This is a genomic window from Rhodococcus sp. PSi06, assembly GCF_054960675.1.
Window position 1 is genome coordinate 82,103 of sequence record NZ_JBHNYO010000018.1, and the last position, 17,385, is coordinate 99,487.

Genomic DNA, 17,385 nt, shown 5'->3' on the forward strand with positions numbered 1-17,385 from the left:
AGATGGGTACGTGGTTCAGAGGGCAGGGGAGAGTGCTGCGGAGTCGAACATCGGCTGCGAGAACGTCTCTGCCGCCACGATCTGCTCCACCGGATCACGGGTGAGCTTGCGCGGGAACGACTTCTCCGGGTACCCGACGGCGATGTGCGCGGCGGTGATGTAGTCGTCCGGGATGCCGAGCAATTCTCGAATGGCCGGCTCCTCGTGGCACAGGAGAGTGGTCACAGCAGTCGCAACGCCCTGATCGCGCAGGCTCAGGCACAGGTTCTGCACGGTGGGGTAGATGGACGCGCCGCCGACGACGGAGAGTCGGCCGAGTTCGTGATCGGTGGGGTGCAGTCCGTCCAGCGCGGCGCAGACCACCACGATGGCGGGCACCTCGTGGAGGTGGCGGGCGAAGTAATCGGCGTCCTGCACGGTCTTGGGCAGTGCGCCGACGGCGACGGTTCCGCCGGTGATGCCGGCGAAGTAGGCGTCCCACATCGGGAGGTAGAGATCGGCAAGGGCCTGCTTGCGGGCGGCGTCACGCACGACGATCCACCGCACCGGCTGACGATTGCCGCCCTGCGGGCCGAAGCGCGCGACGTCGAACGCGGCTTTGAACACCTCGTCGGGAACAGGATCGCTGAGGTACCGCCTGCAGGTGCCGGTGGTGCGCATCGCCTCGGTGAGTTCCATGGGTGTATCCCTTCGCCTGTCCGCTGTTAGGTAGTGCCCTGAAGCATTGTGTGGCGTGGGCCACATTGTCAAGGGCTGAGAAGCTGTGAATATCGAGACCGCGAATCCCTTGCGCGAAATTGCCTAACCATGGTTAGTTGAGCTATCGGAGTCGGATAGAGCAGCACGCAACAGGAGGTAACCGGTGTCCACAGATGCAGCAACGGCAGCGGAGACCGTGGATGGGGTGGATCGGGATCGGCTCGCGCGGGCACTCACCGCGGCGAATCTGCCGACGCTGGTGGCGGTGCTCTATCAGTTGACCGGAGACCGTACGTGGCTCACCGATCCGTATCGCCCCACCCGTAGTCGGGGTATGGACAACAACGACACGGGCGGGTTCGACGACGCTGTGGCCGACCGCATCCGCGCCGCTGCGCTCGACGCGATCTGCGCGTTCCACGAGGGCACGCCCATGGCGGTGCCCGCACCTAGCTCGGAGCACCTCGTCGAGATGATCAGCGCGGCCGTCGGTGAGCAGGTTCCTCCCGATTTCGGCGTCATGGTCGCCGAGGATATGGGCTTCACCGCCGCGGACACTCCGGTGGCGGCTCCGAACGATCTGTCGGTCATCGTCATCGGTGCCGGCGTCTCGGGGATGCTCGCCGCCATCAAGTTGCACGAGGCGGGCATCAGTCACACCGTGCTCGAAAAGAACTCCGATGTGGGCGGCGGCTGGTTCGAGAACACCTACCCCGGTGCCGGCGTCGACACCCCCAGTCACCTGTACTCCTACTCCTTTGCGCCGCGGGCCTGGAGCACGCACTTCGGCAAGCGTGACGAGGTGTGGCAGTACCTCAGCGATGTCGCGTCCGAACACGATCTGCGGCAACGTATTCGCTTCGACACCGAGGTGGCGACCGCCGAGTACGACGCGCAGCAGCAGGGCTGGACGGTCACTACGGTCGATGGTGAGATCCTGACCGCCGACGTGGTGATCACCGCCACCGGTCAGCTCAATCGACCGAAGGTGCCCCACATTCCCGGGCTCGAATCGTTCGACGGCCCCATCTTCCACACCGCGAACTGGCCGGCCGATCTGGACCTGACCGGCAAGCGCGTCGCCATCGTCGGAACCGGGGCCAGTGCCATGCAGGTGCTTCCGGCCATCGCGTCGACGGTGGGGCATGCGACGGTATTCCAGCGGTCGCCGCAGTGGGTGTCGTCGAGCGACGTGTATTTCACCGAGATGGGCGACGACGCCAACTACTTGATGGATGTCGTCCCGTTGTATCGATTGTGGTACCGGACCAGGTTGGCCTGGAACTTCAACGATCGTGTGCACAGCTCGCTGCAGGTCGATCCTGAGTGGGAGCATCCGCAGCGCTCGATCAACCCGATGAACGATGCCCATCGACGCGTGTTCACTCGCTACATCGAAGCCGAGCTCGAAGGCCGGCCGGACCTGATCGAGAAGTCACTTCCCGACTACCCGCCCTTCGGCAAGCGGATGTTGCTCGACAACGGTTGGTACGCCGCGCTCAAGCGCGACAACGTCACCCTCATCGCCGACGCCGTCGCGTCCATCACCTCGAATTCGGTTGTTGCGCGCGATGGTTCGGAGACCGAGGTCGATGTGGTGATTCTCGCGACGGGCTTCGAAACCCACAAGCTGTTGACGCCGATCGACGTGCGCGGACGATCGGGTGAGTCCATCCGCAATATCTGGGGCCCGGAGGACGCGCACGCGTATCTCGGCATCACTGTCCCGGACTTCCCGAACTTCTTCATCACCTGCGGTCCCGGAACGGTATTGGGTCACGGAGGCAGTTACATCACCATCGCCGAATGCCAGGTGCGCTACATCGTCGATGTTTTGACTGACATGGTGGACAAGCGAATCGGAGCTATCGAGTGCAAGACCGATGTGGAAGCGGAGTACGTCCGCAAGCACGACGAGGCGCACGCGAAGATGATCTGGTCGCACGGCGGCATGGACAACTGGTACCGCAACGACGCCGGACGGGTGGTCTCGACGTTGCCGTGGCGCATCGTCGATTACTGGGAGATGACGCGGCGAGCCGATCTGGACGACTTCGTCATGGAGCCTCGACGGGATGAGGCTCGCTGATCAGTTGGACGTCGCCTGCTGCATCGACAACACGAAGCCGTGCCCGCCGCCCGCGTCGCAGACCATTGCGTCGACTCGGGAGTAGCAGGTGTAGCCGAGGTGCGAGATCGATGTGTTGTAGTCCAGCGATTGCGCGTTCTCGACCCCGAAAGCGCCTTGGTTGAAGCACATCGGGGTGACCTTGCCCGGGTCCAGGAAGAAGCCCTTGCTCATCTCGTCGGCCGAGAACGGTGGCTTGTCGCAGTCCGCGCCGTCGGGTACCGGTGCGTCCGTAGCTTGGCATCCGGACGAGAACGCGGTGGAGCCGAGCTTGCAGTAGATGTTGCCCGACGGTGATTTCCACCCGACCTCGTCGTTGACGGCGGCATATAGGGCCGGGTCGACGGGAGTGATCGGCGCGGCGTCGACCGATGGTGTTGTCACAGAATCGGTCTCGGATGCGATGCCGCCCGGTTGCGGAGCCGCCGTCACTTGTGGTCCCGCCTCGGTCGATGTCGCCGGCGCACCCGCGACGACGGTGGGAATGACCGACGGCATCGCATCTGTCGGTTCGTCCGAGCTACTGCATCCCGTCAGAAGTACACCAATGAACGCGATGGCGACGAGGGCCGCGCGACTGCTGTGTCCCGTCATCAGTTGGACGTCGCTTGCTGCATCGACAACACGAAGCCATGCCCGCCGCCGGCGTCGCAGATCATTGCTTCGACGCGGGAGAAGCACGTCATCCCATTGAACGTGATGGAGGTGTTGTATTCCAACGTCTGCGCGTTCTCGACTCCGAATTGGCCTTGGTTGAAGCAGGTCGGCGTCACCTTGCCCGGCGTCATGTAGAAGCCTTTGCTCAGTTGGTCGATAGTGAACGACGGGGTGACGCAGTTCGCGCCGTCCGGTACCGGAGCATCTCCTGACTGGCAACCGGACCCGAATTCGGAAGAGCCGATCTTGCAGTAGATCTTGCCCGAGGGCGACTTCCACCCCACCTCGTTGCCGTATGCGGTGTAGCGGGCCGGGTCGACGGGAGTGATCGGTGCCGTGTTGTTCACCGGATTCGGGTTGCTCTGCGATGAATCCGCGGTCTCCGGCGCGGCAGTGTCCGTGGTGTCGACCGGGGGATTGGCGATGGTCACTTGCGGTGGAGCAGGAATTGCTGATGCGGCGTTGGAGGCGGGGGTCGGTGCAGCCGCGGGGGCCTCCTCGCCGCCGCAGGCGGTCAGCGCGAAAGCGAGGGCAGCAGTGGACGCGAGTAGAGCACTTCTTCGGATCATTCGGAGCTCCTTCATCAGAAAGCGATGTTGACGTCGCGGGAGATCATGAAGCCTCTGTCGCCGTCGTAGCAGGTAATGCCGGCTTCGGTGGACCGGCAGAAGTTACCTGTCACTCCGATGACCTGGCCGTACTGGAGTATCGGGACGTCGCCATTGTTCGGATCGCCGACGAAAATCCCCTGGTTGGTGCAGATCTGTTCGACGGTCCCGTCCTGGTTGATCTTCACCCCGTAGGTGTTGTTTGCCGTATTCGCGCACTCGCGCCCGGTGTTGCCCGGTACCGAGTAGCGCACCTGGCAGCCCACGATCGTTCCGGGAGCGTTGGACGAATTGAATGCGCAGAACACATTCCCGCTGGGGGATTGGAAGAAGTACTGGCCACCGTCTACCTCGAAGTCGCGTGCGTCGACGTTGACGTCGTCGCGGTTCGGGGCAGGTGGAACGGCAGCAGGTCCCGCTTCGGTGGGCTGCTCGGGTGCCGGGGTCACGACCTCGGGAGTCTCGACCGCCGGTCCCTCCGCCTCCGTGCCGCCGCCCATCTCGGGAGAGCTACCCGCTGACGGAGCGGGAGCGGCGCTGGTGACCGCCGCTGCATCGGTGCTGGTCGGTCCCTCGGACCCGCAGGCCGTGAGGGTCAGGGTGGTAGCGGCGACCAGGGCACACATGGCCACGATGTTGCGGACTTGCCTCATTCGTTCGTCCTCACCGGTGGCTGCAGAGTGCATCACCTCTTGGCAGGTAAATCGAACGGTCCGATCGGTCTGTTAACGTCCGTCGGGTCACGACCCCGTCACGAATCGGTATACGGATGGAACAACGGACATTTCGCCTGAGAGGGTGAAGGCAACAAACACTCAACAGCCAGTTGATGTTTCAGCTTCAACCTGGAGCGCTGGGAGCCGATTCTGGTACAACTCGGAATCACCCTGTGCGACTTAGACGAAAGGTATGCAGCATGCGAAAGTCATTGCGGCGAGCGGTAGTAGCAACGGCACTGACCGTTCCCCTTGCGCTCGGGATCGGAATGGGTACGGCAGCGGCCGCCCCTCAGGTGACAAACCTCCAGGTTCCCATCGTGACCGGATTCCAGATAGCCCCAGGAGCCGTCCCCGGTGGCCTGTTCCAGACCATTCCGATGAAGGCCATTGTGGGCGACGAGCCCGGTGTCGCCCGCTTCTCGGCCGCGAACATTGCCCCGTTCGCCGATCAGTATCCCTACCGGTACCTAAATCTGAACTGGCGAAACCTCGCGACCGGTGCGACGGGCGCCGCCGATCTACGGCATTGGCAGGACGATCCGACGCCTCCGGCGGACAACTCTTTCAGTAAGCAGTACCTTCCACTCGAGGTGGTGGCGAACACCGGTTCGGGGCCTGTTGTGGTGACGGTGACGCATTCTCGCGACTACTCGTACGGTGCCGAGTGGGGCTCGCCGTACCTCGACACTCTTCTCCCCGGTGCCGGCATAGTGCTGGTTCCCTGATCGGGTAAGGCCTCAGGTGCCGAGGTCTCCCGCGATGTCGGCGGCGGTAAGCATCGAAACCAGGAGCGGCACAACCCGTTTGGCGGCGATGCGGTAGTCACCGCGTCCCTGCTGCTCCACGATGTTCGCCGAGCTCAGCGTCTTGAGATGGTGGTAGATCTGGCCCGAGGAGCCGACCCCCACTGCGGCATGTAGATCCGCGGCGTTCGCTGGACCGCGCAGCAACGTTCGGACGATCTGCAACCGGACCGGATGGCCCAATGCAGCAAGCACTTCCGATATCGAGGCAATGGGCAGATCGATGATGGCGTCGGCGGAGTAGCTGATGTCCCAACGGACCGTGCCGTGCAGGTGCACGTCGCCCTGATAGGCGACGATGCCGCCCGTCGACGGGGCGGCATCGACCTGCTCGGGAGCGTCGCGTCGTTCCAGCTCGGCGACGCGAGCTTCCAGCTCTGCCAGTCTCGACTCGAACTCTGCGCTCACACCACGCAGGCTATCCGGTCGAGTACGTCCGACGAGAGCATGGCCTCGAGGATGAGTTGCTGCTGTACTCCGGCGTCCGCATACGCTTGCTCGAATCTGTCGGCAGAAAGACCATCGATCAGCCACACTGCGGTCGCCACCGTTCCATCGGTGCGCCGTAGCTCGAATCCCTGAGTGATCACCCCCGCGAGGCTGCCGCCTTTGAACCCGACACCGAGAACGTCGTCCCCTGCGGGCTGCCATTCCAATTGGCGCAGAATGGTATCCGACGCGGTGCCAAAGGTTCCATCCGTGAAGGCGCGATACATGCCGTTGAGTTGTGCGGCCGAACCGCCGCGGAAGGTGCTCTGCACTCGGGTGGCTTGCTCCTCGGGGGTGGACGGTTGCAGCGACGTCTCCAGTTGCGCGCGGAACTGCGGGTCGAAGGCCCACTTCTGCGCGGTCTCCCACCGGTCACCGGCGGCGAGAGCGGGGTCGTAGAGCGACAGGATGTCCGTCACCAGGCTGGGCACCTCGAAGTTCTCCCACCCTCCAGTAGCGGCCGCGTCGATGATTGCTTGGTCGCCGAGTCGGTATCGGAGGTAGTCGGGGACGGAGTTGTCGCTTTCTTGAATCATGGCCGTGACGATGTCGTCGATGCGGACCGTGGCATTGGGGTCGGTTGCATTGGTGCCGGTGTTCGCGATTCCCAAGCGATTCAGGGCATTCGGATGCGCGCCGCCGTCGGTGTTGGGTACGTACCAGCGCTCCCAATCCGAAAGCGTCACTTGCTCGTTCGGGTCGATGCCGCCGTTCGCGACGGCTTGGGCATAGGCGGCGAGATGCACCACCTTGATCGCCGATGCGAGTACCTGCTCCTGATCGGCCCGATGCTCGACGGTCCTGCCGCGTCCGTCGTCGATCACGAGGCCGACGGTGTCGGGTGCCTGATCGATCAGTCCGATCCACCCGTCTTCGGTGGCGAGGTCGGTCGAGGTGACAGGTGCGCAGTTCTCCGGTGTCGGGGTGGCGGCCTCGGCTTTATCCGAGTCGGTGGAGGCGCATCCGCTCATCAACAGGACCGTCGCGCAGGCTGCCGAAACCAGGGTAAGGCGTCGCATCTCGAGCTCCTTGGTTGTTATTCCGTAATTACGGAATAACAGTAAATCGGATTGTGTGTCTCGGCAACCCCTTCCTGTGGCGTCCTGCAGATGGCTCGCCGTAACACCTGTTACGCTCGTCCGTAACAAGTGTTACGGCGAGAGGGGAGGTGGGAACGAGTGACACTCGAAGCGGACGATCCGCGGCATCGCATTTCGCAGGCCGTGTGGGACACGATCGCGGAGTTGGGAATCGAGGCGACGACGGTGCGCGCGGTCGCGACTCGGGCGGGCTGCACCACCGGTCTGATCATGCACCGCTTCGGCTCCCGGTCTGCAATGTTGGTGCATGCGCGACAGACCCTCTTCGAGCGCACGGCAGCGCGCGCCGACGAGTCCGGTACCGGTTGCACACACTCCGCAGCGGAGCGGCTGTATTCCGTTGTCTGCTCAGTACTTCCGCTCGACGACGAGCGCGTTGTCGAAGCTCGAATCTTCACGGGCTTCGCGGCGGCAGCGATCGCGGACGCCGAGCTGCGGAACCCGCATGTGACCCACACGCGTCAGTGGCTCATTCGCCTAGCCGGTCTCGTTGCCGACCTCGGCTCTCACATCACCGATGCCGAGGCCGCGGACTACGCCTTGCAGATTGCGACCGCGGTGGAAGGCATCGTGGTCCTGGCGGTACTCGATCCCGAGACGTATCCGCCGGCGACGCAGAAACGACTGGCTCAGCGCACGATCGCCAACGTGGTCGACCGCAGTGCCCGCCACTGATCGGTGACCTTGTCCCAACCTTCGACAGAACGGACCCCCATGCCCACTCTCCATCACGCTCCGCTGGCACGCGTCGACCAGAACACCCTGTATCGCATCATGGCGCTTCGGGTCGCGGTATTTGTGCACGAGCAGGGCATCGTTGACGACATCGAACTCGATGGCGCGGACCTGCTTCCGACGACGGAGTTGTTCTGGATGCAGGACGACGACGGTGAGGTGCTGGCGACCATTCGAGTCCTCGTCGACGACACCATTCACATCGGCCGAGTCGCGACCGCCCTCAGTGCACGGGGTAAGGGCTACGCCGGAGAACTCGTGAAGGCGGCGCAGGCGGCATACCCCGGGGTTGTCGAACTCTCCGCTCAGGCGCACCTCGAAGAGTGGTACGGCCGCTTCGGATTCGTTCGCGTGGGCGAGAACTACCTGGACGCTGGAATCCCGCACGTGCGCATGGTGACGAGCGGATGTTGAACCCTCTCCAGTTCTGATCAATACCGTTGAGCTGCAATGATATTTCGAGCGTTTCAGAACAACGTGGGTGCGGTGTAGCGACCGTGTCGCGCTTCGTTGAGTCGGGCGCTCCAGCGCTGCACGAGCCACATTTCGACGAGCTCGGGGCTGGTACCGATGTCGGTGGCCCATGCGGTGATGAGTTCGACGTAGCGGTCGTAGCGGCGACGAGTGAATCCGGTGACGGACGGGTCTTCGAGCCACCCTTCGTGGATGAGGGTCGAGACTCCGTATTGGTCGATCAGCTGCGCCGGCCCGCCGTAGACCGACGCCTTCACCGCCCATAGGAACGTGGCCATGAGGGACATTCCGACGCCGGGTGCGTCGGGCCAGCCGGACCAGGTCGAGTTCGGATGGTCGGGCACTGCGCGGTTGCGGACGCAGCTGTCGAGCACAGTGAGAGTCTTGGCGACGGGGTTCTCGTCGGGACGGCTGAGGTGCGGGTTCATGAGGTCCGGGAATCGCCGCATCGCCCTGCGGTGCCGATGGCTGCCCTGCCACGCTGCGCAGAGAAACAGCAGTCCGAGCGAATCATGTTCGCCTACAGTCAGATCGCTGCCGATCCGCAAATCGTTGCGCTGCACGGTGGCACCGCCGTACTCGACGATTTCGCCGTCGAGATTGCGGCCGCGCAGTCGCAAATCGTGGCCTGCTCGGTCGAGGTGGCCGTTCCACCAATCGAGGTCCACCTCGACACCGTCGTCGAGGACGTGCAGGTCGTAGCTGCGGTGCTGACACCACTGCACACAGGCCGTGGGCGGCGGGAACCCCTCGTCGAGTCGTGACATACCGCCATCGAAGCATCAGGTACCGACACATTCGATCAGCTTTCGGGGCTCGGGAAATAAGGAACTGCACCGGCTCCTCCTTTGGCGCGCACGCGCCCGCCAAATGTCTCAAGCGGCTCACGCAGGTCCCGGGGGGCCGTGCCTCCGTTGCTGTATGTTGTGTCCACAAGCCTCGGGGGAGACAATGACTGACTTTGCTTGCGATCCAGATGAGTTGTATTCAGGTGCGGTTCGATTGGCGGCTATAGCTGCGGACCATGACGACTTCATGGAGCATGCGCGGGTGACAGTCGAGGGCGCCTTGGCCAACGGGCTGGTGGGTAGTTCTGGTGCGGCCACCGCGGACTTTTTGACTCGGATGCAGAGCTGGACCAACAGCGTGTCGGTCCAGATCAACCTGCATTCGGCCAACATTGCCGACGCTGCGCGATCGTACGAGCAGCAGGAGTCCGACTCGGCATCGACGGTGCTGCGGGCTTCTACTATGTCGAATCCTGAGTAGGCACCGAGTGCTGACAATCGACGATATCGATCGATGGAACGTAGTCGAGTTGGAGCTGTTCGCAAGGGTTTGCAGCGAAGTGTCGCAGCACTGCGACGATCTGAAAGCCTCGCTTGACGGTCGAGTCCTCGTTCCGAGCTGGGAGGGTGACGCGTCGGATGCTTCCCACAGGACATTGGAATCGATGAGCCGAGCTATCGCTGAGACGGGCGGATTCGTTCACGACATCCGGGAGGCCGTGGTCACCGCAGTAGCAGATGTTAGATCGGTCAAGGATGACCTTGCGTCGGTACGGGATGATCTCTCCGCGGCGACGCTCGCGGTCGACCAGCTGACGGCTCGGGTATTCGACCCAGATCCGCCCAGGATGCAGGGTTGGATGCAGGAAGAAAAGGCCCAGTACTATCGACTGGTTCGTGATCTCCAAGGCAGGATCAACGACATTCTCTCCACAGCGGACCGGATCGACCGGAACTTGGCGACAGCTATCAGTGGTGGATTCTTGGATCAAGCGGCCCCGAGTTCGGTCGACGCGGGAGCCTCCGACAGCCTCGATCGGAACCGAACTCAGATCAATGCATTCCGTCAGGTTTACGCCCGGGATCCCATCAGCGTGAATGACTGGCGAATGGCGGAAGCGCTCGATCCGCAAACGCATCTGGCAGTGAATATGGGCGCAGAGTCGAACGTCGTCGTCGGAACGATCGAACCGCGAGAGGGATACGGAATGGTGCGAACCAATCTCTATATTCCGGGTGAACAGGCGCAGAATTTCACTGTAAACCCAGCTGACATTCTGGACGGCCGAGCCTTTCCGAACAATGCTGGCGATAACCGGGGGCCCGACCCGTATGCTGGCGCAGGTCAATCTCGGGTTTCGGTGTATGTGGACTACGAGAATGGTGTTGTGGTCGCGCGACAGAATCCCACAGTCGTAACGAGCGGACCGAACCCGCCGCTTGCGGACGATCCGCAGATCCGCGTGGCACAGGCCGCCGACGGTTCGGTGAGAATCAATTATTTTGCAACAGACGCCTATCAGCCGGTAGCGGGCAAGCTTGCCGGTGTTGGTGTTGAGGGCGATGTGACGCTTCACCCGAGCCACGGCGGGTCCGCTGTACTGGCCGGCGGAACTGTCGGCACGTTTCCGTCCGCCGAGATCTACCAATATCAGCCCGATGGGAACGTCGTGCCGCTAGCCAACTATGAAGCGACGGGTTCCGAATTTGGACCAATGAGCCATCTGGTTCAAGGGCCGAACAACGAGATCGGGGTGGACGTTCCGCAGGTGGGGGAGCCGCCGCTGGCTCCCCGTCAGATGGGGTACCCCGGTTCTCAGCAAGGTCTGGCACCGGAAGTCGGTACGCTCCTTGGCTCGCCGTCCGCGCCGCCGAGGATCGAGATTGTGGAGAGTGGCCGATGACGGCACGGTCTCGAAGCAACTTCCTGCACCTGTGGTTGGTGTCGCTATTGTGGGCAGTCCCAATCGGTTACGTCTTGACCGCCGCGAGTGTGGCTGTCGCATTGACGACGGGATACGCGACGGACGGTTTCGAGCATCCCTTCTCCGAGTACTTCTCGACGGCGCTGGTGGGCTTCTTTCTTTGGGGCACAATCGTTTTTGTTGGTCTGTGTTACCTCATCGTGCCTCTAGTTGCGACGGTGATGGCGATCGTACGATTGTTCGCACACAGACAACGGAATCAGAAGCGCCACGATTGAGTAGAGTTTGCTCGATAGATCTTGGTTCATCGAAACCGTCGTAGAGGGCATCCGGGTCATAGGTGCGGTGCCGTCAGCGCTGCAGACAGGCTGTGCGTTCACCCTAGTCTCGTTGCAAATTAGCGTCATCTAGGCATTCGATACCGGCAGTTAGCCGCAGTGGCGTTTGTGCGCAACAGGCAGACGGTTGGGTGGTACACCACCTGCAAAACGAAATTTCTGACTAAGGTCAGGGCGTCAGCAACTGCAGCAAGTTCATGCGTCATGACTGCCATCACTCGGTGCGGGTCCCGGCTGGTGTCTCGCGGTGATCAGTTCCCTGCGGTCCGATCATTGCCAGTAGCGCCAACTTGTCGGCATCGGGGTTGCCGACAGCGGCGGTGTACAGGATCAGGTGCTGGTCGAGTTCGACGAGCTTCAGCGAATCGCAGTCGACCGTGATCTCTCCAACGGGTGTGTTCCGAAAGGTCTTTCGCAGGGCGGGGGAGACTGCAACGTCGTGTCGTTCCCACAGTCGAGCGAAGTCGGGGCTACCGTCGCGGAGTTCGGCGACGAGGCCGGACACGGTCTCGTCCGTGGGATAGCGGGTGAGTGCGGTGCGGAGTTCGTTGACCACGCTGTGGCGAAAGTGGACGTCGTCGGAGATGCCGTAGAGCCGCTCGCTCAGCTGCTCGGTGCCGAGGAACGCTTTGCGGGCAAGGTTGCGATCACGAGGGGTCAGGATGCCGAAATCTTCCATGAGCACTGCGGCGAGATCGTTCCAGGCGAGTACCTCGAACGCGGCCGACATGACGATGCCGGCGGTCTGCGGTAACCGTTCCAGGAGCGTGAGAATGCTGGGCCGAACATCGCGCCGGTGCACACCTGATCTCGCGGGCGCGGTGCCCGCCAGCGCGTGCAGATGGTCGGACTCGGTGTCGCCGAGGCACAGGGCAGCCGCGATGCCCGCCAGCACTTCTGCCGACGGGCGTGGTGCGCGGCCCTGTTCGAGGCGCACGTAGTACTCCGTCGAAATATGCGCGAGCACGGCTACTTCTTCACGGCGAAGACCCGGGGTCCGGCGCCGAGGGCCGGACGGAAGACCGACATCCTGCGGTTGAAGCTTTTCGCGGCGACTACGGAGAAACGCCCCGAGTTCCTGCTTGTCCATGAGTTCGATTGTGCCCCGAGTCGAGCGTCGGACCCTAGTACCGTTTGTGCCTGTATCCGGTGTTGATGCGCCTTGATGCTTGCACCATGACCATCGAAGCAACTTCCCGTACAGCCGGCCTTCTGGCCGGAAAAATCATGTTCATCACCGGTGCCAGTCGAGGAATCGGTGCTGCTGCGGCTCAACTTTTCTCTGATGAAGGGGCTGCTGTTGTGCTCGCCGCCCGCAACGTCGACGCGCTCGATCAGCTCGTGAGGAAAATCCGAACGGCCGGGGGCACCGCCGACGCGGTCTCCATGGACCTTGCTGACTCCGACAGCATCCGTGCCGCCGTCGCCCGCGTCGAGCAGCTGCACGGACGACTCGACGGCGCGTTCAACAACGGTGGCGTCAACCAGCAGCAGATAGGTCCCCTCGACACCACTACCGAGGACGACCTCGACGAGCAGTTCACCGTCAACTTCCGCGCCCATTGGACGGCGATGAATGCCGAAGCCGCCCTTATGCGTCGGAGTGGAGGCGGTGCCATCGTGAACACCTCGAGCATCGGCAGCCGCCGTGCCGTTCCGCCGCTTCCGGCGTACGGAGCGATGAAGCGGGCACTCAACAGCATCACCGAAACAGCAGCGGTCACATGGGCCCCTGAGGGTATCCGTGTCAACGGTCTGATGCCCGGAGGAACTGCAACAGAAATGATGGACGAATGGGAGGCGAAGACACCCGGTGTAATCGCAGCCAGTAGCGCTGCGTCACCGATGGGTCGCATGGCCGAAGCCCGCGAAGTTGCCGAGGCCGCCGCGTGGCTGCTGAGTGACAGGGCCTCCGCGGTGACCGGGGCGATCGTGCCCGTCGACTGCGGTTCGGGGGCCTGACTCTGATCGCCACGTTCGTGCCATTCAACGATTAACCTCCACCGGTCCGAGCTGACGCGGGATCGGAGATGGTTCATGTCCCTGCGAACTGTCGGCACCGTATGGAACTGTGGGGTCTGGTTAGCCATCAGAACGAACAGGGGAGTGCCGGTGACCGTTGCCGACAATGCTGTCGACAGGCCACTCGTCGACGTGGTGATCGAAGCCATCGACGCGGATGCTGAGCTGTCCGACGAGGCCAAGTACTTCGTTCTCGCCGCCCTCGAAGGGCCGACAGCACTACAGGAGCTGCTCGACGGCATCTCGACCCCGCACGTTCCGGAGCCGTCGGGTAGCCAGCTCGTCGAAGAGCCGGTCGGTGCATTTCTGACCTCGATCACTGTCGCGGGATTCCGCGGCATCGGGCCCAAGGCAGCGCTGGAGCTACACCCCGCGCCGGGCATCACGATCGTCAGTGGCCGCAACGGATCAGGCAAGTCGAGCTTTGCCGAGGCGCTCGAATTCGCGATCACCGGTTCGAGTTACCGCTGGGAGAACAAGGCCAAGCTGTGGGCCGACACCTGGCGCAATCTGCATCAGGGAGACCCGTGTGAGGTACGGGTGGGGCTCACGATCGAAGGTTCCGAACCGACGGTTGTCGGTGTCGACTGGACCTCCGATGCTGCGCTGAAGGGATGCTCCACCTGGACTCAGGTGGGAAAGCAGAAGCGCAGCAACGGTACCGATGCACTTGGGTGGAAATCTGCCGTCGAATTACATCGCCCGATTCTGTCCTACGACGAAATCGGCGGCCTATTCGACGCGACGCCGTCCACCTTGCACGACGCCCTGGCCAAACTCCTCGGACTCGACGAGATCACCGATGCCGAGAAGCGACTGGCAGCGGTACTCAAGGAAATCAAGGGGCCTAGGCAACGAGCAGCGGAGAGTCTGCGCCAGCTCAAGACCTCGTTGTCGGAAGCGTCGGATGATCGTGCGAAAACTGCTGCAGACCTGGTCAAGAAGCGGGTTGCGGATCTCGATGCAGTGTTGGCGCTCGCCACCGGAGCCGACGCATCGACCTCGCCCGCGCTTGTCGGTTTGAAGCGGCTCGCAGCGTTGAGCGCCCCGACACAGCAGCGCGTTGACGAGGTGGTGGCGGAGCTCCGGGCAGCTGCGGCCGATACCGCGGATTCCGCTGATGAGGCACTGTCGGCGGTGGAGCAGCGCAACGATCTGCTCGATGCGGCCCTGCGACTGCATAGTGAGACGGGCACTATCGAGTGCCCGGTCTGCGCGACGGGGACGCTCGACGATGCGTGGGCCGAGCACTCGCGGGCGCAGCTTGCCGAGCAGAGCCAGAAACTGGCCGCCTACAAGCACAGCCGCCGCCGACTCGACCAAGCGCAACGCGCCGCAGTCGAACTGGGGAACGAAATCGCCGACGCCACCGCGGTGGAGGGCGTCGACCTGCCCTCCTTGTCCGAGTATCGAAAGTCCGTCGCAGTGGCGCGAGAGCAACCGTCGAGTTCTTCCGATGTGGCGGATCACTTGGCTACGACGATCCCTGCGGTTATCGAGTCTGCTGAGGCGCTGCGCACCGAGGCCACAGAAGCGGCGGCTCAGCGTGAGGACACCTGGGCGCCGATTGCTGGACGTCTGGCAGCGTGGGCAACTTTCGAATCCGCGGCGCGAGAGGCCGATGAGGCCGTCAAGAATCTCGACACGGCCAAGAAGTGGATTGCCTCGCACGCCAAGCAATTGAGGGATCAGCGGCTCGCTCCGATTGCAGAGCAGGCGCGCAACATCTGGGCGGAGTTGCGGCAGGAAAGCAATGTCGACATCGGTGCCATCAACTTGGTGGGCCACAACACCAGCAGGCGAGTGGTGATGACCGGCTCGGTCGACGGCGTGGAGTCCGAGGCACTGTCGGTGATGAGTCAGGGCGAGCTGCATGCATTGGCATTGGCACTGTTCATACCGAGAGCGACTACGCCGAACAGTCCGTTTCGATTCATTGTGCTGGACGACCCGATACAGGCCATGGATCCGGCGAAGATCGATGGCTTCATCAACGTGCTGTCGACGCTCGCGAAGACCAGGCAGGTCATCGTGTTCTCGCACGATGATCGATTGGCCACTGCGATCAGACAACTCGCAGTCGACGCTCGGCTCGTCGAGGTGATGCGCGAACCAGGTTCCAACATCAGTGTTTCCGAGACGCAGAATCAAGCGACCCGCTATTTCAACGATGTGCGGGCATTGGTGTTGGACGAGAATGTGCCCGAAGACGTCAAGCGTCGGGTTGCACCGGGCTTGTTCCGATTGGCTTTGGAATCGGCTGCGCAGCAGGTGTTCTACGCAAAGCAACACCGAGCGGGGGAGTCTCGGATGGTGACCGAAGAGCGGTGGTCGTCAGTGCACAAGACGCGCAACAAGATTGCCCTGGCCGTGCACCAGGACTCCGAACGCGACCTATCGCAGTGGCTGGGCTTCCGCACCGAACGCTTCCCGACGCTCCACATCGCGAACGCCGGCACTCACAAAGGTGCAGATCGACCGATCACCTGGGAAGTGGTGAACGATTTGAAGAAGATGGTCGACGGGATCCTGGCCGAATGATTACGACCACGTCGCCGGCAGTTGCGCTCCGCAACGCGGAATTGCTGCTCGACGGAAGTCACGGTGCTGCAGGCGGTTCGGCGCGTCTGGCTGCGTTCCTCGCTCGCCAGGCGTTGGAGGAATTGGTAATCGAGCGATGCGTAGCGCTGGGTGTCGACATCGAGCGGCCGAGTATGCGATCGCGCTTGGTGATTCTGCGGTCTCTCGATACAGCCGAGAACGCCGACGCTGCAGCGATGGCGTGGAACAGATTGAGCAATGCCTGCCACCATCATGCGTATGAACTTGCACCAACAGTGGATGAGGTGCGGCACCTGTGTGGAGTGGTTGCGATTCTGTTGGAGGTCAAGTGACTGTGGAACCAATCAGCTCCGGCGTGGCGGCGTTCATCGACCCGACCGACGACATGCTGCGACAGCAGTGGCTATCGGTTCTCGCTCGCGAACATGTCCCTGCGGGTACTAATCAGAAGAATTTCGTTCAGTGTGAAGTCGTGCTGTGTTTCTGTGCGTCTCTGGTAATGGACTACAGCAGATATGGAAGCGCATCGGCTTCCCGCGCGCCGTTCCCGGTTCAGGACCTGGCCCGGGTATTCAAGCGTCCACCGACGTCGATTATCGCAAAGATGGCGAATCTCTACGGGACTCGATCACATGGCGGCAAGTACGACCTCGAAGTGGCCGAGCGCCTCCGAGATCTCGATCTGCTGCGAGGTCTCTACTTGCGCATACTTGACGTTGCTCGAAGTCTGAGTGTCGACGAGGTCGAGCTGCCAGATTTCCTTCACCTCGAGGATGGTTTCGCTCTCCAACTCAAGGGTCAGGCTGAACTCGACGTCAGTGTTGTCGAGAGCGAATTCGAAAGAAAGCTCGAGCAGCACAAGCGAACAGGTAGTACAACGGCAGTTCTGACGACGCAGAAGATGTTCACGTTTGCCGTGCGTGTGGGCCAGCATAGGTTCGCCCAATCGGTCCTAGAGAATCACCAAAACTGTTGCGTCTTTTGCGGACTGAGCGGCACCATTGCGGGACAGCGTCGGCCGCGAATGATGGTGGCGAGTCATATCAAGCCGTGGCGTGATAGCTCCGACGATGAGCGGCTCGACTTCCGCAATGGGTTCACTGCGTGCCCTACTCACGATGTTGCGTTCGACACCGGGCTGATCACCGTTAATCAGGACCTCAGTGTGAGCTACGCGCCGGGAGTTGAGAGCGACATGAGAGCAACGCCGGCACTTCGGCATGCACTGGGCAAGCCGCCGCTGGGAGACCGGATCTTCCTAGGCCCAGACTCGGTTGCTCCGGAGATATCCTATTTGACCTGGCATCGGGAAAAGATCTACGTCGCTGCATAGAACAG

Annotated in this window: 18 protein-coding genes; 10 read left to right on the forward strand and 8 right to left on the reverse strand. The window is 62.4% G+C overall.

All coding sequences use genetic code 11. The features are described from left to right. Positions 1 to 15: 15 nt before the first annotated feature. Positions 16 to 678: a nitroreductase family protein gene (locus ACFI9K_RS21720; RefSeq protein ID WP_027497814.1), complete on the reverse strand. Its 663-nt coding sequence runs from the start codon at positions 676 to 678 to the stop codon at positions 16 to 18. Positions 679 to 862: 184 nt separating this feature from the next. Here ACFI9K_RS21720 and ACFI9K_RS21725 point away from each other — a divergent pair, with 184 nt between their 5' ends. Beyond that, positions 863 to 2,788, forward strand: a complete 1,926-nt coding sequence (locus tag ACFI9K_RS21725; RefSeq protein WP_462665413.1) for a flavin-containing monooxygenase — start codon at positions 863 to 865, stop codon at positions 2,786 to 2,788. On the opposite strand, the gene ACFI9K_RS21730 is transcribed toward ACFI9K_RS21725, so the two are convergent. Genes ACFI9K_RS21730 through ACFI9K_RS21740 form a run of 3 tightly spaced genes read right to left on the reverse strand, consistent with a single transcriptional unit; the run spans position 2,789 to position 4,745 of the window. Continuing rightward, complete coding sequence (locus ACFI9K_RS21730) at positions 2,789 to 3,421, reverse strand: DUF6636 domain-containing protein (RefSeq protein ID WP_462665414.1); 633 nt, start codon at positions 3,419 to 3,421, stop codon at positions 2,789 to 2,791. Next, positions 3,421 to 4,053, reverse strand: a complete 633-nt coding sequence (locus ACFI9K_RS21735) for a DUF6636 domain-containing protein (RefSeq protein WP_462665415.1) — start codon at positions 4,051 to 4,053, stop codon at positions 3,421 to 3,423. The genes ACFI9K_RS21730 and ACFI9K_RS21735 overlap by 1 nt, the downstream gene beginning before the upstream one ends. Positions 4,054 to 4,067: 14 nt before the next feature. Then, positions 4,068 to 4,745, reverse strand: a complete 678-nt coding sequence (locus tag ACFI9K_RS21740; RefSeq protein ID WP_462665416.1) for a hypothetical protein — start codon at positions 4,743 to 4,745, stop codon at positions 4,068 to 4,070. A 263-nt stretch (positions 4,746 to 5,008) separates the two neighbouring features. Here ACFI9K_RS21740 and ACFI9K_RS21745 point away from each other — a divergent pair, with 263 nt between their 5' ends. Further along, positions 5,009 to 5,536 (forward strand): hypothetical protein, encoded by a 528-nt coding sequence (locus tag ACFI9K_RS21745; RefSeq protein WP_462665417.1) that lies wholly within the window; start codon positions 5,009 to 5,011, stop codon positions 5,534 to 5,536. Between the two features lie 12 nt (positions 5,537 to 5,548). Here the strand turns inward: ACFI9K_RS21745 and ACFI9K_RS21750 are convergent, their stop codons facing one another. Then, the gene (locus ACFI9K_RS21750; protein WP_462665418.1) at positions 5,549 to 6,022 is read right to left on the reverse strand and encodes an ArsR/SmtB family transcription factor; all 474 of its coding nucleotides are present in this window, start codon (positions 6,020 to 6,022) and stop codon (positions 5,549 to 5,551) included. After that, entirely contained in the window at positions 6,019 to 7,122 is a 1,104-nt protein-coding gene (locus ACFI9K_RS21755) for a serine hydrolase (RefSeq protein WP_462665419.1), read from the reverse strand. Before ACFI9K_RS21755 ends, ACFI9K_RS21750 begins: the two co-directional genes overlap by 4 nt. Before the next feature lie 159 nt (positions 7,123 to 7,281). On the opposite strand from ACFI9K_RS21755, the gene ACFI9K_RS21760 reads away from it, so the two are divergent. Then, on the forward strand, positions 7,282 to 7,878 hold the full coding sequence (locus ACFI9K_RS21760; RefSeq protein ID WP_462665421.1) for a TetR/AcrR family transcriptional regulator: 597 nt from the start codon (positions 7,282 to 7,284) through the stop codon (positions 7,876 to 7,878). 39 nt (positions 7,879 to 7,917) lie between these two features. Continuing rightward, the gene (locus ACFI9K_RS21765) at positions 7,918 to 8,352 is read left to right on the forward strand and encodes a GNAT family N-acetyltransferase (protein ID WP_462665422.1); all 435 of its coding nucleotides are present in this window, start codon (positions 7,918 to 7,920) and stop codon (positions 8,350 to 8,352) included. Between the two features lie 53 nt (positions 8,353 to 8,405). On the opposite strand, the gene ACFI9K_RS21770 is transcribed toward ACFI9K_RS21765, so the two are convergent. Next, positions 8,406 to 9,179, reverse strand: coding sequence for an 8-oxoguanine DNA glycosylase OGG fold protein (locus tag ACFI9K_RS21770; protein ID WP_462665423.1), 774 nt, complete (start codon positions 9,177 to 9,179; stop codon positions 8,406 to 8,408). Positions 9,180 to 9,462: 283 nt separating this feature from the next. Between ACFI9K_RS21770 and ACFI9K_RS21775 the strand changes: the two genes are divergently transcribed. Both ACFI9K_RS21775 and ACFI9K_RS21780 read left to right on the forward strand, forming a co-directional pair. After that, positions 9,463 to 9,681 (forward strand): hypothetical protein, encoded by a 219-nt coding sequence (locus ACFI9K_RS21775; RefSeq protein ID WP_462665424.1) that lies wholly within the window; start codon positions 9,463 to 9,465, stop codon positions 9,679 to 9,681. Positions 9,682 to 9,688: 7 nt separating this feature from the next. Then, on the forward strand, positions 9,689 to 11,104 hold the full coding sequence (locus ACFI9K_RS21780) for a hypothetical protein (RefSeq protein ID WP_462665425.1): 1,416 nt from the start codon (positions 9,689 to 9,691) through the stop codon (positions 11,102 to 11,104). A gap of 573 nt (positions 11,105 to 11,677) precedes the next feature. On the opposite strand, the gene ACFI9K_RS21785 is transcribed toward ACFI9K_RS21780, so the two are convergent. Beyond that, a complete protein-coding gene (locus tag ACFI9K_RS21785) occupies positions 11,678 to 12,553 on the reverse strand; it encodes a helix-turn-helix transcriptional regulator (protein ID WP_462665426.1) in 876 nt (291 codons plus the stop codon). An 86-nt stretch (positions 12,554 to 12,639) separates the two neighbouring features. Between ACFI9K_RS21785 and ACFI9K_RS21790 the strand changes: the two genes are divergently transcribed. The 4 genes from ACFI9K_RS21790 to ACFI9K_RS21805 all read left to right on the forward strand — a co-directional run bounded on the left by ACFI9K_RS21790 (position 12,640) and on the right by ACFI9K_RS21805 (position 17,380). Continuing rightward, the gene (locus tag ACFI9K_RS21790; RefSeq protein ID WP_462665427.1) at positions 12,640 to 13,425 is read left to right on the forward strand and encodes an SDR family NAD(P)-dependent oxidoreductase; all 786 of its coding nucleotides are present in this window, start codon (positions 12,640 to 12,642) and stop codon (positions 13,423 to 13,425) included. 150 nt (positions 13,426 to 13,575) lie between these two features. Beyond that, on the forward strand, positions 13,576 to 16,026 hold the full coding sequence (locus ACFI9K_RS21795) for an AAA family ATPase (protein WP_462665428.1): 2,451 nt from the start codon (positions 13,576 to 13,578) through the stop codon (positions 16,024 to 16,026). Beyond that, positions 16,023 to 16,379: a hypothetical protein gene (locus ACFI9K_RS21800; RefSeq protein WP_462665429.1), complete on the forward strand. Its 357-nt coding sequence runs from the start codon at positions 16,023 to 16,025 to the stop codon at positions 16,377 to 16,379. Before ACFI9K_RS21795 ends, ACFI9K_RS21800 begins: the two co-directional genes overlap by 4 nt. After that, complete coding sequence (locus tag ACFI9K_RS21805; RefSeq protein WP_462665430.1) at positions 16,376 to 17,380, forward strand: HNH endonuclease; 1,005 nt, start codon at positions 16,376 to 16,378, stop codon at positions 17,378 to 17,380. The genes ACFI9K_RS21800 and ACFI9K_RS21805 overlap by 4 nt, the downstream gene beginning before the upstream one ends. Positions 17,381 to 17,385 lie beyond the last annotated feature (5 nt).

Coding starts and splice junctions, on each gene's coding strand:
- ACFI9K_RS21720 (WP_027497814.1), bottom strand. CDS start 678: ATGGAACTCACCGAGGCGATGCGCACCACCGGCACCTGCAGGCGGTAC.
- ACFI9K_RS21730 (WP_462665414.1), bottom strand. CDS start 3,421: ATGACGGGACACAGCAGTCGCGCGGCCCTCGTCGCCATCGCGTTCATT.
- ACFI9K_RS21735 (WP_462665415.1), bottom strand. CDS start 4,053: ATGATCCGAAGAAGTGCTCTACTCGCGTCCACTGCTGCCCTCGCTTTC.
- ACFI9K_RS21740 (WP_462665416.1), bottom strand. CDS start 4,745: ATGAGGCAAGTCCGCAACATCGTGGCCATGTGTGCCCTGGTCGCCGCT.
- ACFI9K_RS21745 (WP_462665417.1), top strand. CDS start 5,009: ATGCGAAAGTCATTGCGGCGAGCGGTAGTAGCAACGGCACTGACCGTT.
- ACFI9K_RS21755 (WP_462665419.1), bottom strand. CDS start 7,122: ATGCGACGCCTTACCCTGGTTTCGGCAGCCTGCGCGACGGTCCTGTTG.
- ACFI9K_RS21765 (WP_462665422.1), top strand. CDS start 7,918: ATGCCCACTCTCCATCACGCTCCGCTGGCACGCGTCGACCAGAACACC.
- ACFI9K_RS21770 (WP_462665423.1), bottom strand. CDS start 9,179: ATGTCACGACTCGACGAGGGGTTCCCGCCGCCCACGGCCTGTGTGCAG.
- ACFI9K_RS21785 (WP_462665426.1), bottom strand. CDS start 12,553: ATGGACAAGCAGGAACTCGGGGCGTTTCTCCGTAGTCGCCGCGAAAAG.
- ACFI9K_RS21790 (WP_462665427.1), top strand. CDS start 12,640: ATGACCATCGAAGCAACTTCCCGTACAGCCGGCCTTCTGGCCGGAAAA.
- ACFI9K_RS21800 (WP_462665429.1), top strand. CDS start 16,023: ATGATTACGACCACGTCGCCGGCAGTTGCGCTCCGCAACGCGGAATTG.